Below are 17413 nucleotides of genomic sequence, written 5' to 3'. Positions count from 1 at the left end.
ACGCTATCAGTAAAAATAGTATCTTTTATTTTTAGAAATTTTAATTCCAAAATAATAAATGTTACAAGAGTTCGTAGATGTTTTAATCATTGGAGCGGGACCATCCGGATGTGTTTCTGCTTCCTATCTTCATAAAAAAGGAATCAAGATCAAGGTTGTCGAAAAAACAAAATTCCCTCGAATTGTTGTAGGCGAAAGCCTTATTCCCAGAGTAATGGATCATTTTGCCGAAGCAGAATTATTTGAAAGTCTCGACGCCATGAACTTTGAGAAAAAACTGGGTGCCCGATTCATTAGAGGTGAAGAAATTTGTGTTTTCGATTTTAGCAATAAATTTTCTGAAGGCTGGGATTGGACTTGGCAAGTACCCAGAGCCGATTTTGACAACACCATGGCCCAGGAAGTAATTCGAAAAGGCATTGATCTGGAATTTGAGTCAGAAGTAATCTCGGTTGCTTTTGAAGGAAAAAATTCAACGACAGTTGTTAAGGACAAAAATGGTGTTTTAAAAGAAATCCATGCCAAATTCATTATCGATTCCAGTGGTTATGGAAGGGTTTTACCAAGATTATTAGACTTGGATACTCCTTCAAAACTGGATCCGCATTCCTCGATTTTCACCCACGTTGTCGACAAAAACCGTCCAGAAGGTGAGGAAGGAACAATGATTTCTTTTGACATTCTTGAAACTCAGGTCTGGTTATGGGTTATTCCTTTTTCCAATGGAAATACTAGCTTGGGAGTTGTAGGCCCAACAGATTTTATCAATTCGCTTTCTACTAATAAAGACAACGCCGAAGCCTTAAAAAATGCCATTCAGCTTTCGGACTATTATATTAAACGTTTTGCAGGTGTCGATTTTTTATTCGAACCAATTAAATTAGAAAATTACTCCCGCTCTGTCAAAAAAATGTATGGTGATGGTTTTGCCTTAACTGGAAACAGCTCAGAGTTTTTGGATCCGGTGTTTTCATCTGGGGTTGCTTTTGCAACGGAGTCAGGTATGCTTGCTGCTAAATTATTTCTAAAAGAATCACAAGGCATAGCAGTGGACTGGGAAGAAGAATTTACAGCTTACATGAAACGAGGAATTGCGGTATTTACCACTTATGTAAAGGAATGGTACACTGGAAATCTTCAGACTTTGTTTTTTCATCAGCCCGAAAATCCCGATGTAAAAAGAAAAATATGTGCTGTACTGGCGGGTTATGTTTGGGATGAAGAAAATCCTTTTGTGAAAAAACATGACAATCTAATTAAAAACATGGCCCATATACTCGAAATGGAAAGCAAAAAAACGAAAAAAACCTAGTTTAAAACTAGGTTTTTTTATACTTAATTCATTTATAATATGAAATTTAAAAGAATATTTGTAAATAATTTAATTATTTATAAGCTTTTTTCAAAAGCAATTTCGCTAGTGATTTAGCCGTTTTTGCAAAACCTTCTCCAATTCTGGATTCATTACTATAATTATTTCCCCATTGATCTCCAGGCGCATCTTCACTCGAAACTTCCAACAATACATTTGATTTATTAGCCGTTTCAACAAACTTCAAATTTGTAGTAACTTTTGCAGGCTGTTTCATTATTGCTACATCCCATCCTGGATATATCCAGACAGCTTCGACAATCAACGTATATTTTGCAGAAGTTAATCCCTCTTGAAAAGTAACATCCTTCCCATCTTTGTTAAAAACGACATTTAATAATTCCAAAAATTTTGGATTCCAAATTTGATCTTTACTGGCAGCCCATTTCTTTTTCCAGATATCACCAGTATTTTTTGACTTTTCATTTAAATCTTTCGCTCTATTTTCAACATACTTTTCCTCAGTAAGTTTTTCTTTTAATAAAGTTAATTTAGAATAGTCAAATTCAACATTTACCTCTTTTTGATCCTTTAGGAATCCAAAATCTCCTTTTACAACATCCATGTCTTGAGCGGTCATAATTGAAGAAACAAACAACAGTGCAAAAACAATTTTTTTCATTTAATAATTTGTGTTAATATTAATAATCAATAGTCTTCAAATGTAAGAAATTTTGTTTTCGTTTTCATGAACTGCAAAAAAAATATATAAATAAAAACGATTAATTCTCTAATCTGAAATTTTTCCTTTTTAGACCAATAAATTCAATTATTGTCTTGTAATTTTTAACGGTAATTACTTCACTGTATAAAAAATTGATTATCCAATAACTCTCTGAAATGATAGAATAGCCAGCCCTTGACTGATAAAAATTCTGCTGTTTGCCAGACAGGTACAATCACAAAAAAAGCCCCAAACACTTTGACATGTTTGGGGCTTTTGGCAACTAAAAAAATGGTATTATAAAGTTGTACTGCAATATCACTGAAGGATTATTTCCATCCTCCGCCTAAGTCTCTGTACACATATACAGAAGCATTAAGCTGTTCTTTTTTGGTCTCAATTAGTTCAAGTTTTGATTCTAAAGCATCGCGCTGTGTCATTAAAACTTCAAAATAATCGACTCTGGCCGACTTGAACAAATCTCCTGCCACATCAATCGAACGGTTCAAAGCATCAACCTGCTGTGATTTTAAATCATAGCTTTTTTCTAAATTATTGATTTTAGAAAGCTGATTGGCAACTTCGATATAAGCATTCAAAATCGTACGCTCATAATTATACAAAGCCTGAATTTGTCTTGCATTGGCAGAGCTGTACTCCGCTTTCAAGGCATTTCTATTAATCAGAGGAGCTGCAATATCTCCAGCGAATGAGTACAATAACGACTCCGGAAGCGTAAACAGATAAGATGGTTTAAAGGCGTTAAATCCTATTCCAGCAGTAATATCAAGTGATGGATAAAACTCGGCACGGGCTGTTTTCACATCGAGTTTTGCAGCTTCAAGTTCCAATTCGGCTTGTTTAATATCAGGACGATTGGCCAGCAATTGTGACGGAATTCCTGAATTTACTGCCGATGGCACTAAACTGGCAAAGTTAGCTTTGTCTCTCTTTATTTCCTGCGGATACTGCCCTAGCAGGAAATTGATTTTATTCTCCGTCTCTTTTATGTTCTGAAGAATATCAAACTCCATGCTTTTCGAAGCCATCACCTCAGCCTGAAATTTCTGAACCGCTAATTCTGTTGCTCTCGAAGCTTCTTTCTGGATTTTAACAATCTCCAGCGCATTGCTCTGCAAAGTAATATTCTGCTTTACAATCTCCAACTGATTGTCTAAGGCTAATAATTCATAATACGAATCGGCAACCTCGGCAATAAGATTGGTAATCACAAAGTTTTTACCTTCAACTGTTGCTAAATAACGGCTTACTGCAGCTTTTTTAGAATTGCGCAGTTTTTTCCAGATATCTACTTCCCATTTTGCGTAAGCTCCAATTTTAAGATCCCCTAATGGATCCGGCATTTCTTTTCCAGGCATGATTTCGGTCGAAGCATCACCAGCACCCTGACTCGTGTAACGTCCTACTTTTTCAATTCCTGCTCCTGCTGCTAGTCCAACCTGTGGCAGCAACAGTCCTTTTTTTACACGGATATCATTTTTGGCAATTTCAATTTCCTGCAGGGTAATCTGTAACTCCTGATTATTTTTCAGAGCAGTATCAATCAGATTTACCAAGTTTGGATCTTTAAAATAAGTTCTCCACGGTGTGGCAGAAATATTAGTTGTATCGGTACTTTTATCGAAAGACTGCGGCACGGCTTTTTTCTCTGCCAAAGGCGAAAGAACCGGTGTACAGCTTGCCACCGCTAGGCAGATACCTAGCGGGACAATATATTTAAATGACTTATTATACTGCATGATTATCATCAAATTCTTCAGTTAATGGATTTTCTTTTTGATTTTTTACGTAGGTAAATCTTTCAGCTATTCGACCGAAAACATAATACAGTCCAGGAATTATGAATACACCGCAGATTGTACCTATAAGCATTCCTCCTGCCGCTGCAGTACCAATGGTTCTGTTACCAATTTTACCTGGACCAGTCGCAAAAGCTAACGGAAGCAATCCGGCAATAAACGCAAATGATGTCATCAAGATAGGACGGAACCTTGCTTTGGAACCTTCCATAGCAGCTTCCAGCACCGATTTTCCTGCCGCATGTTTCTGAATGGCAAATTCTACAATCAAAACAGCATTTTTACCCAGTAAACCAATAAGCATTACCATTGCAACCTGAGCGTAAATATTGTTTTCCAAACCTGTAAATTTCAGTAAAAGGAAAGCGCCAAATATACCTGCAGGCAATGACAAGATTACTGAGAAAGGCAGAATGAAACTTTCGTATTGTGCTGCCAAAACCAAGTAAACGAAACCTAAACAGATAAGGAATACCCAGATTGCCTGATTTCCCTGTGCCACCTCATCGGCAGAAATACCTGCCCAATCAATGTCATATCCTCTAGGCAATTTTTCGGCTGCCACTTCCTGAATAACTTTAATCGCAGTTCCCGAGCTGTATCCAGGAGCTGCAGCACCACTGATCTCTGTAGAAGTATACATATTATGTCTCGTAATTTCCGAAAGACCGTACACTTTTTCCAATTTCATGAAAGCTGAGAAAGGAACCATTTCATCACGGTTGTTTTTTACATACAGTTTTAAAATATCCTCTGGCAGAGCGCGGTATTCCGGAGCCGCCTGAACGATAACTTTATAGTTGATTCCGTATTTAATGAAACTGATTTCGTAGTTACTTCCCACCAGCGTAGATAAGGTATTCATCGCGTTTTCGATAGATACACCTTTTTGCTGTGCCAAGTCATTATCGACTTTCATCATAAACTGAGGGAAACTGGCACTGTAAAAACTGAATACATTCGATAACTCAGGACGTTTGTTGAGTTCTTTAACAAAATCGCTGTTAATCTTCTCCATTTTCTTGTAATCGCCTGAACCCGTTTTGTCTAATAAACGAAGCTCAAATCCTCCCGCAGCTCCATATCCTGGTACCGCTGGCGGCTGGAAAAATTCGATATTAGCACCTGGAATGTCTTTTGATTTTTCTTCCAATTCGGTCATTACCTCCTGCACAGAATGCTTACGGTCGCTCCAGTTTTTAAGATTGATCAAACAGGTTCCTGCATTCGATCCAGTACCTTCTGTCAAAATTTCATAACCTGCCAATGAAGAAACGGACTGTACGCCTTCTACAGTTTCGGCAATTTTTTGAAGTTTTACAGAAATGTCATTTGTTCTTTCCAATGATGAACCTGGAGGCGTTTGAATAATAGCATAAAACATCCCCTGATCTTCATTTGGAATAAATCCTGAAGGAACAGTACTGCTCACAAACCAAGTTCCTGCACAGAATCCTAAAAGCACCACAATAGTAACAGCTCTTCTGTTTACAATTTTTCCAAGTACATTTTGATATTTTGTCTGCGTAAGATTAAACATATTATTAAAACCATCCACAAATCGGTTTATTGGTGTTCTCTTTTTCGGTGCTCCGTGATTATTGGTCAGCATCATCGCGCAGAGTGCCGGAGTTAATGTCAATGCCACAACACCAGAAAGAACAATCGCTGTTACCATTGTAATAGAGAACTGTCTGTAAAACATCCCAACAGGCCCAGACATAAATGTAACAGGAATAAATACGGCCACCATCAGGAATGTAATCGCAATAATAGCTCCCGAAATCTCGTGCATTGCTTCTTTAGTTGCTTTCAAAGCTGAGAGATGTTTTTCCTCCATCTTGGCATGGACGGCTTCGATAACCACAATCGCATCATCGACGACAATTCCGATTGCCAGAACCAATGCAAACAACGTAATTAAGTTCAGCGAAATATCAAAAAACTGCATGAACGCAAAAGTTCCGATTAACGAAACCGGTACTGCAATCGCTGGAATAACGGTAGAACGCCAGTCACCCAAGAAAAGGAACACAACTAATCCTACCAGAATAAACGCTTCAATCAAGGTATGGATTACTTTTTCGATAGAAGCATCAAGGAATTTAGAAACGTCATACGAAATTTCATAATCCATTCCTTTTGGGAATTTTTTCTTGATGGTTTCTAATTTGGCTTTCAAATCTTCAATAACTTGATTGGCATTACTTCCAAAAGACTGTTTCAGTACGATAGCTGCTGAAGGTCTTCCGTTCAAGTTTGAGTAAATATCATACATCGAACTTCCAAATTCAATGTTGGCAACGTCTTTCAAACGTAAAATTTCGCCATTCGGATTGGATTTCAAAATGATATTACCGTACTGTTCTTTGGTCGTAAACCTTCCTGAATATTTCAATACATACTCAAATGCCTGAGAACGTTTTCCTGAGGCTTCACCTGTTTTCCCTGGCGAAGCTTCCAAACTCTGGCTGGATAATGCTTCCATTACCTCCTCTGCCGAAATTTTATAAGCAAGCATTCGGTCCGGTTTCAGCCAGATACGCATTGCATATTCACGTGTCCCTAAAATATCTCCCGAACCAATACCGTTTACCCTTTTCAATTCGGACAAAACATTGATATCGGCATAATTGTATAAGAACTTCTGATCTGTATTTTTATCGGTACTGAAAAGATTCACGTACATAAGCATACTCGGAACCTCACGGGTAATTTTCACACCTTCCCTTACTACCAGCGGTGGCAGTTTATTGGTAACCGAAGCCACACGGTTCTGCACGTTGATAGCGGCTTGGTTAGGATCAGTTCCTAAGTTGAATACCACTTGAATACTGGCTTCACCGTCATTTCCTGCATCAGAAGTCATGTATTTCATTCCCGGAACACCGTTTAGTGCTCTTTCTAACGGAATAACAACCGATTTGATCATCAGCTCACCATTAGAACCAGGATAATCTGCAGTAATATTCACCATTGGCGGTGATATGGACGGAAATTGGGTGATCGGCAGATTCATCACCGACAGCACCCCTAAAAAGACAATTATAAGCGATATTACTATCGACATAACTGGTCTTTGTATAAATTTATCAAACATTTGTTTCTATTTTTTTATGATTAAACCAAATTCGTGTTTTACATTAAACTGTTATTGAATACTGTAAACTACTGCAAACTGATTACTTAAAACTATTCTGCTTTTAAACGCAAATGAGTAATAACTTCCTGAGGCGCAACATACTTATAGTGAACTTTATCATTATCTTTCACCTTCTGAACACCCTCCAGCAAGATTTTATCATTTACAGTAATCCCGCTGTCAATCATATATAAATCTGGAATTTCTCCTTTAATTATAATTTCTCTAGAGCTAACCACATCATTTTTATCTACAACAAAAACATATTTTTTGTCCTGAATTTCATAAGTAGCTTTCTGCGGAATCACAATTACATTATGAAGCGGAGATTCCATCAGTACCTTTCCGGTTTGTCCGTGTTTCAATAATTTACTTGGATTAGAGAATCTTGCTCTGAAAGCAATGTTTCCAGTTTCGTTATCAAATTCACTTTCGATAACTTCAACATTTCCTTTTTCTTTAAATGTAGTACCATTAGCTAAAAGCAGACCAACTCTGTTTTGAGCTCTTCCTTTAACATTGGTTTCGTAATCCAGATATTCAGGCTCAGAAACATTAAAATAAGCAAACATCTGACTGTTGTCGGAAAGGCTGGTAAGTAATTCTCCTTCATCAATAAGACTTCCCAGTTTCTTTGGAATTCTGTCGATAGTTCCGTCAAACGGAGCTCTGATTTCGGTAAATGATAAATGCACTTTTGCAAGAGCAACTTCGGCTTTTGCCTGATCTAATTTGGCTTGGGCAACAGCCTGTTCATTTTTTGAAACTATATTTTTATCTGCTAATGTTTTAGCATTTTTAAGTTCAATTTCAGCCGCTTTTTCTTCTGCCTGTGCACCTAATAATTCTGCTTCATAGACTTTTGGCATAATGCGGAACAATACCTGGCCGGCTTTTACAAACTGACCTTCATCAACATAAATATTCTGCAGAAATCCTTTCTCTTGAGCTCTGATTTCAATGTTTCGGACAGAGCGGATTTGGGAAACATACTGCTTAGTAAATGAAGTGTCAATCTTTACAGGATTAGTAACTTCAAAAGTTTCAGCTTCTTCTTTTTCTTCTTTCTTGCTTGTACAGCTTGCAAGGGACAACACGGCAATTAAGCCCGTGAAAACGATAATTCTCTTCATAGTATAAAATTGGTAATTAAGCGAATGGAAAATTTAGGAATACAGAAAATTCCTAAGATCGGAAAATAACCATCAGTTACTAAGGTGAAACTAAGCTGTCCAGAATGAAAATACTTAATAAACCAACATTATACAAGATTATATAAACATTGGACATCCATAAGTCACACCTTTAGTAATTGATGTGAAATGGAATCAAATTCTTAAAACTCCTATTTCAAGATAAATAGGATTATCATGCCCATAATATGGTGCAAAAAAATTGAATTGTTTGGAGTTATCCTTGTAGGCTTGACTGGAGAATGTCAAATACCAATTTGCTAATAAACTTTTACCAGCAGTTAATTCTTTAACTGAATTGTCAGCACTGTGCAGTTCCTCATCCAGATCTACATCAGCTTCTTCAATTAAAACACTTCCGGCTTCTGCTTTTTTGACTTTTACCTGATGTTTTTTTATTAAATCAAAAGAAAGTGATTCAGAAATAATCATTTTAGGAGACGTCTCTGCATGCAGGTATTGTCCTCCGCCTAACAGCAGAAAAAACAAATACATAAAATATAAAGTGACTCCTCTCATAATGACACCAAAAGTAATAAAAGATTAAAATAAAAAAACTTTTTTTTAACCATACCCATTCAAAAAGCCAGCGAAATCGTTTTCTTAAAGTAATATTTTGCAATATTTTATGCTTTATTAACACTCCTAACTGTAATTTTAGTAGTTTAAAGTTTACAAATAGTGTTTTTAACAATCTGTTTTTTCAAAAATTTTACATGCAAAACAGCTGGGACCTGCAAAAATATTTCAATTTTCATCAGACAAATATTAATTCCTATGCTTTTTTTAAGCAATAGAAATCGTTTCTTTGCTAATAATTCATAAAATTAATTCCTTCATGCCCGAATATTTTTTCGATCAAGAATATAACAGTTATACTTATGGCTCAGATGAAGTCAATTTCAAGGAATTTGAAAACTGTACGTTTAATAACTGCACATTTTCTGCCTGCAGTTTTATAGATGTTACTTTCATCGACTGCGTTTTTAACGACTGTATTTTCAGCCAGAGCAAAATAAATCATGTAGCTTTGAGAACAGTAACTTTCTACCGGTGTGAAATCAAGGAAGTTAATTTTGCGATGTGCAGCAAACTCATTTTTGAAGTCCGTTTTTTTGACTGCGTATTGGATTTTTCTAAATTTTATACGCTGAAAATAAAAGGAACGCCTTTTATCAACTGCAGCTTGATTGCAGTCGATTTTATGGCTGCAGATCTGACGGAAGTGCTTTTTGAAAACTGTGATTTATACCGCGCCGAATTTGCGAAAGCCAATGCAAATAAAGCCAATTTCAAGACCAGCAGACATTATACAATTGATCCAAAAACGACCAAATTAAAGAAAGCCATTTTCTCATTGGAAGGACTAAAAGGACTGCTTTATAAACATGACATAATAGTAAACTGATTCTGCAAAAAAAGTTCCCTTAGCAGCCATAAATAAAAGCTGTTAAAGAAACTCATTAAAATATTTCAGTTTTTAAATAATGTAAAAAAATTAAGCGATCATCTCCAGATGATCTCCATCAGTATGCAAAATGTGTTTTGCTCTTTCAATTTCTTCTTGGGCTCCTTTTACGATTACCATAAATTTTCCCTCTTTTAGATGTTCCTGACATTTGACTACCTCTTCTTCTTTAAGTCCTGTAAAAGACAAAAGCGAAATCGTACCTCCCGCAATCAGACCTAAATCAAGACCGGCAATAATCCCGACAAGTGCGCCTGCTCCATAGAGAAACCCAAAACCGGGAATTGCAAACACACCTACTCCCGAAAGCAGGCCAAGAAGTGTACCCGCACCCATCCCAATGACAGCCGGAGTTTTTTTTATCGTATCGAGTGACTTAACTTGAATATGATCTTCAATCACTTCAGCTTTGCCCAGCAGTGAAACATGATCCATAGAAAAATTCTCGTGACTCAATCTTTTTATAGCACTGACTGCTTTGTCATGGGTGTCGTAAACTGCAATTTGTGATTTCATAATAGATACTTTTTAAGTTACTTATAACGTTTCATTTATATCATACTATCCTTAGTAAAGTTACCATTTAATGCGGTAAATACAGCGGTAATTAACTTTACAAATACACAAAAATTCTTTCTTTTTAATTCATTTTCAAAACATTATACCGACCTATATCTTATTGAAACATTTCATCAAACCGTTTCTGCATCTCTTCAAAACTTACATCTTCTTTATGAGTGGCTATCATCCATTTGTACCCAAAAGGATCTAATAACTGCCCACCTCTATCGCCATAAAACTCATCTTTCATAGGCATTAAAACTGTTGCGCCGGCATCAATTGCTTTCTGAAACACCGCATCAGAATCCTTAACATACAAACCAAAAGTTAAAGGATTACCGCCAATAGTTTTTGGACTTACATTTCCCCAATCGCTGTTCTCTTCAGACAGCATCAATAAAGAGCCTTCGATACTTATTTCTGCATGGCCAATTTTTCCGTCGGGCATTAATAATCTGCCCCGCTCTATTGCGCCAAAAGCTTTTTTGTAAAATTCTATAGCCTCATTGCATCCTTTTACTGCTATATAAGCATTCAATGAATAAGCCCCCGGATAAATGTGTGATGTTTCCATAAATTTCATGTTTCTAATTAATACTATTTGATAATCAATACATTAAAATTACTTCTTTCTAAATTATAATCTGCAGTTATATGTAAATTATATAACAGGAGACATTTATAATACAAATTCAAAACACCTATTGCTGAAGCTTTAAGACAATTTTGAATTAAAAAAACCGAAGATTTACGGCTTCGGTTTATATTATTTTTGACAAAAATCAGACTAGAGCTTTTTTGACCAGATCTTTCTTATTACGGGAAACGGGAATCCGATTCTGGTCATAAAGCAGCAAAGTGTAATTATCTTCTTTAAGCAGGCTTTTTACATGTTTTTTATTCACCAAATGGGACTGATGACAGCGAATAAACCCATAAACACAAAGCATTTCATCGTATTCATAAAGAGGCACAGTAGAAATTATCGTTTCACCTTCATCGGTATAAAATAATGTATAGCTGTTTTCGCTTTCGCAACGAACTATATTTTTAACATATACAAAACGGATTTCTTTAAGCGATGAAATAGCAATGCGATGATCGGAACTATTATTGTTTTCTTTCAGATGATGAAGTAAATTCTGAAGCTGCAGATTTTGATTTTTATGTTTCAGCTTTTCGCTTGTTTTTGCAATTGCTTTTTTTAACTCTTCAATATCGATTGGTTTCAAAAGATAATCAATTGCCGAAAATTTAATCGCCTGAATTCCATACTGGCTGAAAGCAGTTACAAATATTACTTCAAAATCATACGAATTGAGTTCCTGTAAAACCTGAAAACCATTCTTCTCCGGCATTTGAATATCCAGAAAAACCAGATCAGGATGACTATTTTTAATAAGCTCTATTCCTTTGTCAGCATCAGACGAAGAACCAATAATCGTTATTTCTGGGCAATATTTTTCCAGTAACCGCTGTAGATTGGTAATATTGTTTTGTTCGTCGTCGATGATGATTCCTTTAATCATTTTTCAGCCAGTTTTTATAACGGATAATAATGTGTGTACCAGATGAACTACTTTGGATTTTCATATCAATTTTCATCTTTTTCGTAGATTGATTAAATAACTCAATTCTTTCTTTAACGAGTTTTAAACCAAAACCTTTCTGCTCTGCTAAAATATCAAAACCTTTTCCATTATCGGCTAACTCAAATAGTAAATCATCTGCTTTTTTTGAAATGGTAACTGTTATTTCTGCTTTTTCTTTATTTGAAATTCCGTGTTTTATCGCATTTTCTATCAAAGGCTGCATCAAAAGAGGAAGTGTTTGCGTTTCGTGAACATTTACCTTTTCATCGATGATTAAACGATACGAGAAAGGATTTCGCAACTGCTCTAATTCAATATAATTGTTAATGCTTTTTATTTCATTTTCAACACTCTGTGTTTCATTTTCACTAGAAGTAAGCGTATTTCTAAGCAGTGAACCAAAACCAGCCAAATATAGATTTGCTTTTTCTATCTGATTATCATTAAGCAGACCCTGAATTGAACCCAAAGCATTGAATACAAAATGCGGATTAAGCTGTGCATAAAGCATTTTTATTTTTGACTTTTGTTCCAATCGTTTTCTTTCAGTCATTCTTCTCATCCAAATGATGTAAACAACTGAAAAAATTAATAGAAAAAACATTCCAATGACAATTTTAAACCATAGTGTCTGGTACCAATCGGGTTCTGTATTGAATTTATAAACGGCGACATATTTCGGATCGTCTTTGTAACGGATTTCAAGCTTATACTCGGCACCAGATTCATTCAAATCCAGAAAAATGAAACCATTCGACTTTGTCCATTCACCTGTTTTTGCATTTACAGTATTCCGATATTCAAAACTATCATAAGTTCTTTTTTTACCATTGGGCTTTCTAAAAACCAAGCAATATTTTTCCCCTTTGAAATGCCTGCCCGCCATTGTTTGAGCAAAATCTTCAGGCCAGGCATCATAAAAATTTGATTTATCTAAAAACCTGTTTTTATGTAATCTGTCTATAGATTCCTGAATAAAATTTTCAAAACTTACCGTTTTATTTAAATCATTGGAATTTGACATTATAATAAAAGGTTTTCTAGCACCTTCTTTCTTCTCAAAATGCAGCTTCAAAAAACTTTCTTTTCCTTTTTGTCTAAATAAAATTAACAGTTTATCTCCGTTAACTAGTGAATCTGTGTAAGGAAGGTAGCCTTTTTCAAAATATGTTTTTTTATCAAAAACAATATTTTCACTATAACTTATTGATTGTTGGACTGAAGTCCATTTTTTTACGATTTTATTATTTTTTAAAATCTGAACTTCAAGATTTTCAATTCTATATAAATCCTTATTTGTTTTGAGAGTATCAATGTATAATTCCCCTATAATATTCCCCTTAAAATCAGTTACCTTAAGATTAATTTTTTCTCCAAATACCGAAAAATATAATTCCCTATGTGATAAATTAGTAAAAAGCTCATGATTTCCTTTATCATGCCCCATGATAAAATTATTTTCAACTCGAACAGATACTTTGTTTAAAACAAAATAGCCATTAGCTGCAGGATCCTCAATTATTTTTTTTGATTGTGCAATACTTAGTGAATAAACAAACACTAATAAGTAAAAGATTTTTTTCATGGTTTTGATTTTTTAGTGAATAATACATTTTTATGAAGCAAATGTAAATGCACTATTGCTAAGAAATCCGGGGTTTTTGAATTGGGTCAGATTCGTCTTGAATCAGGCAAAAAACTGCTGATTACAGCTTTTTAATCATAACAAAATCTTCCATGAGATAACCATTCCCGATTTCGATATTGACTTCTTCAAAAACTTCAAAACCAATTTTCTGGTAGAAATTTAAAGCTTTATTGAATCGGTTTACGTTTAGTAAAAGGGAATCGGAATTATTTTCTAAAGCCAGTTTTTCGACAGCTTCAACAGCAATTCTTCCTATTCCTCTGCCTTGGGTTTCGGGCAGAATATAAATCTTATGAATTTTTGTCTTATTCTCTTTCTGATAATGATGTTCAATTCCGATAAATCCTAAAACAGTTTCTTCTTCGGTAATTAAATGAAACAGCTGTTGTTTTTCATCAAACTGAGCTGTTAATGCTTCGTCAGAATAAAACAAATCCAGCATGTACTGTAATTGCTCTGCAGATAAAATTTCGCCATACGTTATAGGCCAGGTTTTATAAACAATATCCTGAATTGTTTTTATATCGCTGTTTACAGCTTCTGAAATTGTAATCATATTTTAATAAGTCGAAAGTTTAAATGTCGTAAAGTCAAAAGTATCCAACAAGAAAAAATCCTTAAAATAATTAATCGGTGAAAACCTGATTTTCCTGTTCGCTTACTCGTATAAATGTAGTTCGTTTAGTGAGTTCCTTTAGTCTTGAAGCGCCTACATAGGTACAGGTACTGCGCAGGCCTCCCAAAATATCCAGCAATGTATTGATAACCTTGCCTTTGAAAGGTATCTGAACAGTTTTTCCTTCGCTAGCTCTGTATTCAGCAACACCGCCAACGTGTTTATCCATTGCGGTTGCTGAACTCATTCCGTAAAACTGCTTGAATTTTTGACCATCAATTTCAATTAGTTCGCCTCCGCTTTCTTCATGTCCCGCCAGCATACCGCCTAACATCACAAAATCGGACCCCGCACCAAAGGCTTTGGCAACATCTCCCGGAATTGTACAGCCTCCATCGCTTATGATATGTCCTCCCAAACCATGTGCTGCATCGGCACATTCAATAATTGCCGAAAGCTGCGGATATCCAACGCCTGTTTTTACACGGGTTGTACAGACTGAGCCAGGTCCAATTCCGACTTTTACAATATCAGCTCCAGCCAATAATAGTTCTTCAACCATTTCGCCAGTGACTACATTGCCGGCAATAATAACTTTATCGGGATATTGTTTTCGGGTTTGCTTTAAAAACTGAACAAAGTGTTCGGAATATCCATTGGCTACATCAATGCAGATAAATCGAAGCAGCGGATTTGCTTTTATAATTGTATTAATTTTTACAGAATCCTCTTTTCCGGTTCCTGTACTTATTGCAATATAATTATAGAAATCCGGCGAAACTTTCTGCAGGAAATCATTCCATTCCTGCGGAGAATAATGTTTATGAATGGCCGTAAAGAGCTTTTCTTTGGCCAAAACTGCTGCCATTTCAAAAGTCCCGACAGTATCCATATTGGCAGCCATAATTGGAATTCCTGTCCACGAACCTGTACTGTGCAGAAAATTAAAATTCCGTTCCAGTGAAACTTCAGATCTGCTTTTTAAAGTAGATCTTTTAGGTCTGATCATAACGTCTTTAAATCCTAATTTTAAGTCAGTTTCTATTCTCATGGCTATAGCTTTTGGTTACTCTCAAATATAGCCATTTTGAAAGCTGACCCGTAAAAAACAGGCAAAAACTAATAATCCTTTTATCAACAAAATGTAGAGGTTTAAATTTATTTAAAGTTTAATATTGTTTAAATTGAAACTTTTGAATTGCTTTTGGCAAAAGTTAAACCTTAAACTTTTAAACCTTTAAACAAAAAAACTTATCCGTGAATGGTCTCGCCTTTTCCATAATTGGCAATAATCGACTCTTCATAAGCAAGCCATTCTCTCCAGCGTTTTTCGACATCGATTCCAACGCCGTATTTTCTAGCATAGGTTATAAATGTCGTATAATGCCCCGCTTCGCTTTCCATCAGTTCTCTGTAAAAAACAGCGAGTTCTTCATCTTTAATATTTTCCGATAAAACTTTGAAACGCTCACAACTTCTGGCCTCAATCATAGCCGAAAATAATAATCGTTCAACAAGACCCGAAACCCGGCTTCCGTCACCGCTTTTTTTCATGTACAGATACAATTCATTCACATAATCGTCTTTACGCTCACGGCCTAATTTCAGTCCGCGCTTGATAATGATATTGTGTACCTGCTCAAAATGATCGATTTCTTCTTTGGCCAAAGCCAATAAATCCTTTACCAAATCCTGATGTTCCGAATTATTGGTGATAATCGTAATAGCATTGGTAGCTGCTTTCTGCTCGCACCAAGCATGATCAGTAAGGATTTCTTCTATATTTTTCTCTACTATATTGACCCATCTTGGATCAGTTGGCAGCTGTAATCGTAGTACGCCCATCTCTTTATTGGTTTAAGGTTTTGTTTAAAGTTGTTTAAAATGGTTTAAAGGTTTAAGGTTTTATTTAAAAAGAAAAAGTTTAAAGTTTAAATTCCTGTGAAGACTTTAGCATACACAATCATTAAACTTTAAACCTTTCTTAAGCTGAAGTTGAGTTAAACCTTTAAACAATTAAACTCTTAAACAAGCTTAAACTCTTAAACTAAATTTAGAATACGAAGATTGCTCTTTCGCTCATCATTTCGTCAACTTCATTAGCAACAGCTTCGATAACATCTTCGTTAGTATGGTCAGATAAAACTCTGTCAATCAAATCAACGATAGTTTCCATATCTTCTTCAACAAGACCGCGGGTAGTAACTGCTGCGGTTCCAACACGGATACCTGAAGTTACAAATGGTGATTTATCATCAAATGGAACCATGTTTTTGTTTACAGTGATTTCTGCTTTTACCAATGCATTTTCAGCATCTTTTCCAGAAATTCCTTTATTTCTAAGGTCAATCAGCATCATGTGATTGTCAGTTCCTCCAGAAATGATATTGTATCCTCTTTTTACGAAAGCATCAGCCATTGCGTTTGCATTTTTTTGCAATTGCATAGCATATGTAAAGAACTCATCTTGTAAAGCCTCTCCAAAAGCTACAGCTTTAGCAGCAATGATATGCATTAAAGGTCCACCTTGATTTCCAGGGAAAACAGCTAAATCTAATAAAGAAGACATCATTCTGATTTCACCTTTTGGAGTCTTCAATCCCCATGGATTTTCAAAATCTTTACCCATCAAAATCAGACCTCCTCTTGGCCCGCGTAATGTTTTGTGAGTAGTAGTTGTAACAATATGACAGTGAGGAATTGGGTCATTCATTAAACCTTTTGCGATAAGTCCTGCTGGATGAGAAATATCAGCCATCAAAATTGCTCCAACGCTGTCTGCGATTACTCTAAAACGCTCAAAATCCATATCACGTGAATATGCCGAAGCACCCGCAACGATTATTTTTGGCTGTTCTTTAGTCGCTATTTCCTGAATTTTATCATAATCTAATCTTCCTGTTTCTTTATCTACACCGTAGAAAACAGGATTGTAAACACGTCCTGAAAAGTTTACAGGAGAACCGTGAGTCAAGTGACCACCGTGAGACAAATCGAATCCTAATATTTTATCACCTGGCTGCAAACAAGCATGGTAAACAGAAGCATTAGCCTGAGATCCAGAGTGTGGCTGTACGTTTGCATACGCAGCACCAAACAATTCTTTAGCTCTGTCGATAGCAATCTGCTCAATAACATCCACAACCTCGCATCCTCCGTAATATCTTTTGCCAGGATAGCCTTCAGCATATTTGTTTGTTAAAATAGAACCAGCTGCTTCTATTACTTCATCACTTACAAAATTCTCTGAAGCAATAAGCTCCAGTCCATGAATCTGTCTGTCTTGTTCTTCTAAAATAAGGTCAAAAATTTGTTTGTCGCGTTGCATTTCTTTGAT

15 protein-coding genes are annotated in these 17413 nt (G+C 35.7%); 2 read left to right on the top strand and 13 right to left on the bottom strand.

The genetic code is table 11. From position 1 onward, the window contains the following. Positions 1-58: 58 nt before the first annotated feature. Positions 59-1312, top strand: coding sequence for an NAD(P)/FAD-dependent oxidoreductase (locus OZP07_RS07505; protein WP_281637839.1), 1254 nt, complete (start codon positions 59-61; stop codon positions 1310-1312). 73 nt (positions 1313-1385) lie between these two features. Here the strand turns inward: OZP07_RS07505 and OZP07_RS07500 are convergent, their stop codons facing one another. The 5 genes from OZP07_RS07500 to OZP07_RS07480 form a co-directional block, all read right to left on the bottom strand. Continuing rightward, positions 1386-1994: a hypothetical protein gene (locus OZP07_RS07500; RefSeq protein ID WP_281637838.1), complete on the bottom strand. Its 609-nt coding sequence runs from the start codon at positions 1992-1994 to the stop codon at positions 1386-1388. A 371-nt stretch (positions 1995-2365) separates the two neighbouring features. Beyond that, positions 2366-3805, bottom strand: a complete 1440-nt coding sequence (locus OZP07_RS07495; RefSeq protein WP_432419547.1) for a TolC family protein — start codon at positions 3803-3805, stop codon at positions 2366-2368. Next, on the bottom strand, positions 3786-6956 hold the full coding sequence (locus OZP07_RS07490; protein ID WP_194640962.1) for an efflux RND transporter permease subunit: 3171 nt from the start codon (positions 6954-6956) through the stop codon (positions 3786-3788). The genes OZP07_RS07495 and OZP07_RS07490 overlap by 20 nt, the downstream gene beginning before the upstream one ends. Positions 6957-7048: 92 nt before the next feature. Next, the gene (locus OZP07_RS07485) at positions 7049-8131 is read right to left on the bottom strand and encodes an efflux RND transporter periplasmic adaptor subunit (protein ID WP_281637836.1); all 1083 of its coding nucleotides are present in this window, start codon (positions 8129-8131) and stop codon (positions 7049-7051) included. A 195-nt stretch (positions 8132-8326) separates the two neighbouring features. Then, positions 8327-8710 carry a hypothetical protein gene (locus OZP07_RS07480; RefSeq protein WP_281637835.1) on the bottom strand — a complete coding sequence of 128 codons (384 nt, stop codon included), beginning with the start codon at positions 8708-8710 and terminating at the stop codon, positions 8327-8329. Positions 8711-9029: 319 nt separating this feature from the next. On the opposite strand from OZP07_RS07480, the gene OZP07_RS07475 reads away from it, so the two are divergent. Continuing rightward, positions 9030-9599, top strand: coding sequence for a pentapeptide repeat-containing protein (locus tag OZP07_RS07475; protein WP_281637834.1), 570 nt, complete (start codon positions 9030-9032; stop codon positions 9597-9599). A 90-nt stretch (positions 9600-9689) separates the two neighbouring features. Here OZP07_RS07475 and OZP07_RS07470 read toward each other — a convergent pair whose 3' ends face one another. From OZP07_RS07470 to glyA, 8 genes are all read right to left on the bottom strand, one after another. After that, complete coding sequence (locus OZP07_RS07470; protein WP_281637833.1) at positions 9690-10175, bottom strand: hypothetical protein; 486 nt, start codon at positions 10173-10175, stop codon at positions 9690-9692. A gap of 160 nt (positions 10176-10335) precedes the next feature. Then, complete coding sequence (locus OZP07_RS07465) at positions 10336-10794, bottom strand: VOC family protein (protein ID WP_281637832.1); 459 nt, start codon at positions 10792-10794, stop codon at positions 10336-10338. 208 nt (positions 10795-11002) lie between these two features. After that, positions 11003-11749 (bottom strand): LytR/AlgR family response regulator transcription factor, encoded by a 747-nt coding sequence (locus OZP07_RS07460; RefSeq protein WP_281637831.1) that lies wholly within the window; start codon positions 11747-11749, stop codon positions 11003-11005. Continuing rightward, positions 11742-13397: a sensor histidine kinase gene (locus OZP07_RS07455; RefSeq protein WP_281637830.1), complete on the bottom strand. Its 1656-nt coding sequence runs from the start codon at positions 13395-13397 to the stop codon at positions 11742-11744. Before OZP07_RS07455 ends, OZP07_RS07460 begins: the two co-directional genes overlap by 8 nt. Positions 13398-13518: 121 nt before the next feature. Beyond that, positions 13519-14016: a GNAT family N-acetyltransferase gene (locus OZP07_RS07450; protein ID WP_281637829.1), complete on the bottom strand. Its 498-nt coding sequence runs from the start codon at positions 14014-14016 to the stop codon at positions 13519-13521. 70 nt (positions 14017-14086) lie between these two features. Beyond that, positions 14087-15127 (bottom strand): GMP reductase, encoded by a 1041-nt coding sequence (locus OZP07_RS07445; protein ID WP_281637828.1) that lies wholly within the window; start codon positions 15125-15127, stop codon positions 14087-14089. 200 nt (positions 15128-15327) lie between these two features. Further along, positions 15328-15921 carry a MiaE family protein gene (locus OZP07_RS07440; protein WP_100430265.1) on the bottom strand — a complete coding sequence of 198 codons (594 nt, stop codon included), beginning with the start codon at positions 15919-15921 and terminating at the stop codon, positions 15328-15330. 208 nt (positions 15922-16129) lie between these two features. Beyond that, a complete protein-coding gene (gene glyA, locus OZP07_RS07435) occupies positions 16130-17404 on the bottom strand; it encodes a serine hydroxymethyltransferase (RefSeq protein WP_281637827.1) in 1275 nt (424 codons plus the stop codon). Positions 17405-17413: the final 9 nt, after the last annotated feature.

Source organism: Flavobacterium marginilacus (assembly GCF_026870155.1).
Lineage (GTDB): Bacteria > Bacteroidota > Bacteroidia > Flavobacteriales > Flavobacteriaceae > Flavobacterium > Flavobacterium marginilacus.
Note: the sequence above shows the minus strand (reverse complement) of the source record. Positions and strands in the feature narration are given on the sequence as shown.

Coding starts and splice junctions, on each gene's coding strand:
- OZP07_RS07460 (WP_281637831.1), bottom strand. CDS start 11,749: ATGATTAAAGGAATCATCATCGACGACGAACAAAACAATATTACCAAT.
- OZP07_RS07490 (WP_194640962.1), bottom strand. CDS start 6,956: ATGTTTGATAAATTTATACAAAGACCAGTTATGTCGATAGTAATATCG.
- OZP07_RS07440 (WP_100430265.1), bottom strand. CDS start 15,921: ATGGGCGTACTACGATTACAGCTGCCAACTGATCCAAGATGGGTCAAT.
- glyA (WP_281637827.1), bottom strand. CDS start 17,404: ATGCAACGCGACAAACAAATTTTTGACCTTATTTTAGAAGAACAAGAC.
- OZP07_RS07480 (WP_281637835.1), bottom strand. CDS start 8,710: ATGAGAGGAGTCACTTTATATTTTATGTATTTGTTTTTTCTGCTGTTA.
- OZP07_RS07465 (WP_281637832.1), bottom strand. CDS start 10,794: ATGGAAACATCACACATTTATCCGGGGGCTTATTCATTGAATGCTTAT.
- OZP07_RS07455 (WP_281637830.1), bottom strand. CDS start 13,397: ATGAAAAAAATCTTTTACTTATTAGTGTTTGTTTATTCACTAAGTATT.
- OZP07_RS07495 (WP_432419547.1), bottom strand. CDS start 3,805: ATGATAATCATGCAGTATAATAAGTCATTTAAATATATTGTCCCGCTA.
- OZP07_RS07500 (WP_281637838.1), bottom strand. CDS start 1,994: ATGAAAAAAATTGTTTTTGCACTGTTGTTTGTTTCTTCAATTATGACC.
- OZP07_RS07445 (WP_281637828.1), bottom strand. CDS start 15,127: ATGAGAATAGAAACTGACTTAAAATTAGGATTTAAAGACGTTATGATC.
- OZP07_RS07485 (WP_281637836.1), bottom strand. CDS start 8,131: ATGAAGAGAATTATCGTTTTCACGGGCTTAATTGCCGTGTTGTCCCTT.
- OZP07_RS07470 (WP_281637833.1), bottom strand. CDS start 10,175: ATGAAATCACAAATTGCAGTTTACGACACCCATGACAAAGCAGTCAGT.
- OZP07_RS07505 (WP_281637839.1), top strand. CDS start 59: ATGTTACAAGAGTTCGTAGATGTTTTAATCATTGGAGCGGGACCATCC.
- OZP07_RS07475 (WP_281637834.1), top strand. CDS start 9,030: ATGCCCGAATATTTTTTCGATCAAGAATATAACAGTTATACTTATGGC.
- OZP07_RS07450 (WP_281637829.1), bottom strand. CDS start 14,016: ATGATTACAATTTCAGAAGCTGTAAACAGCGATATAAAAACAATTCAG.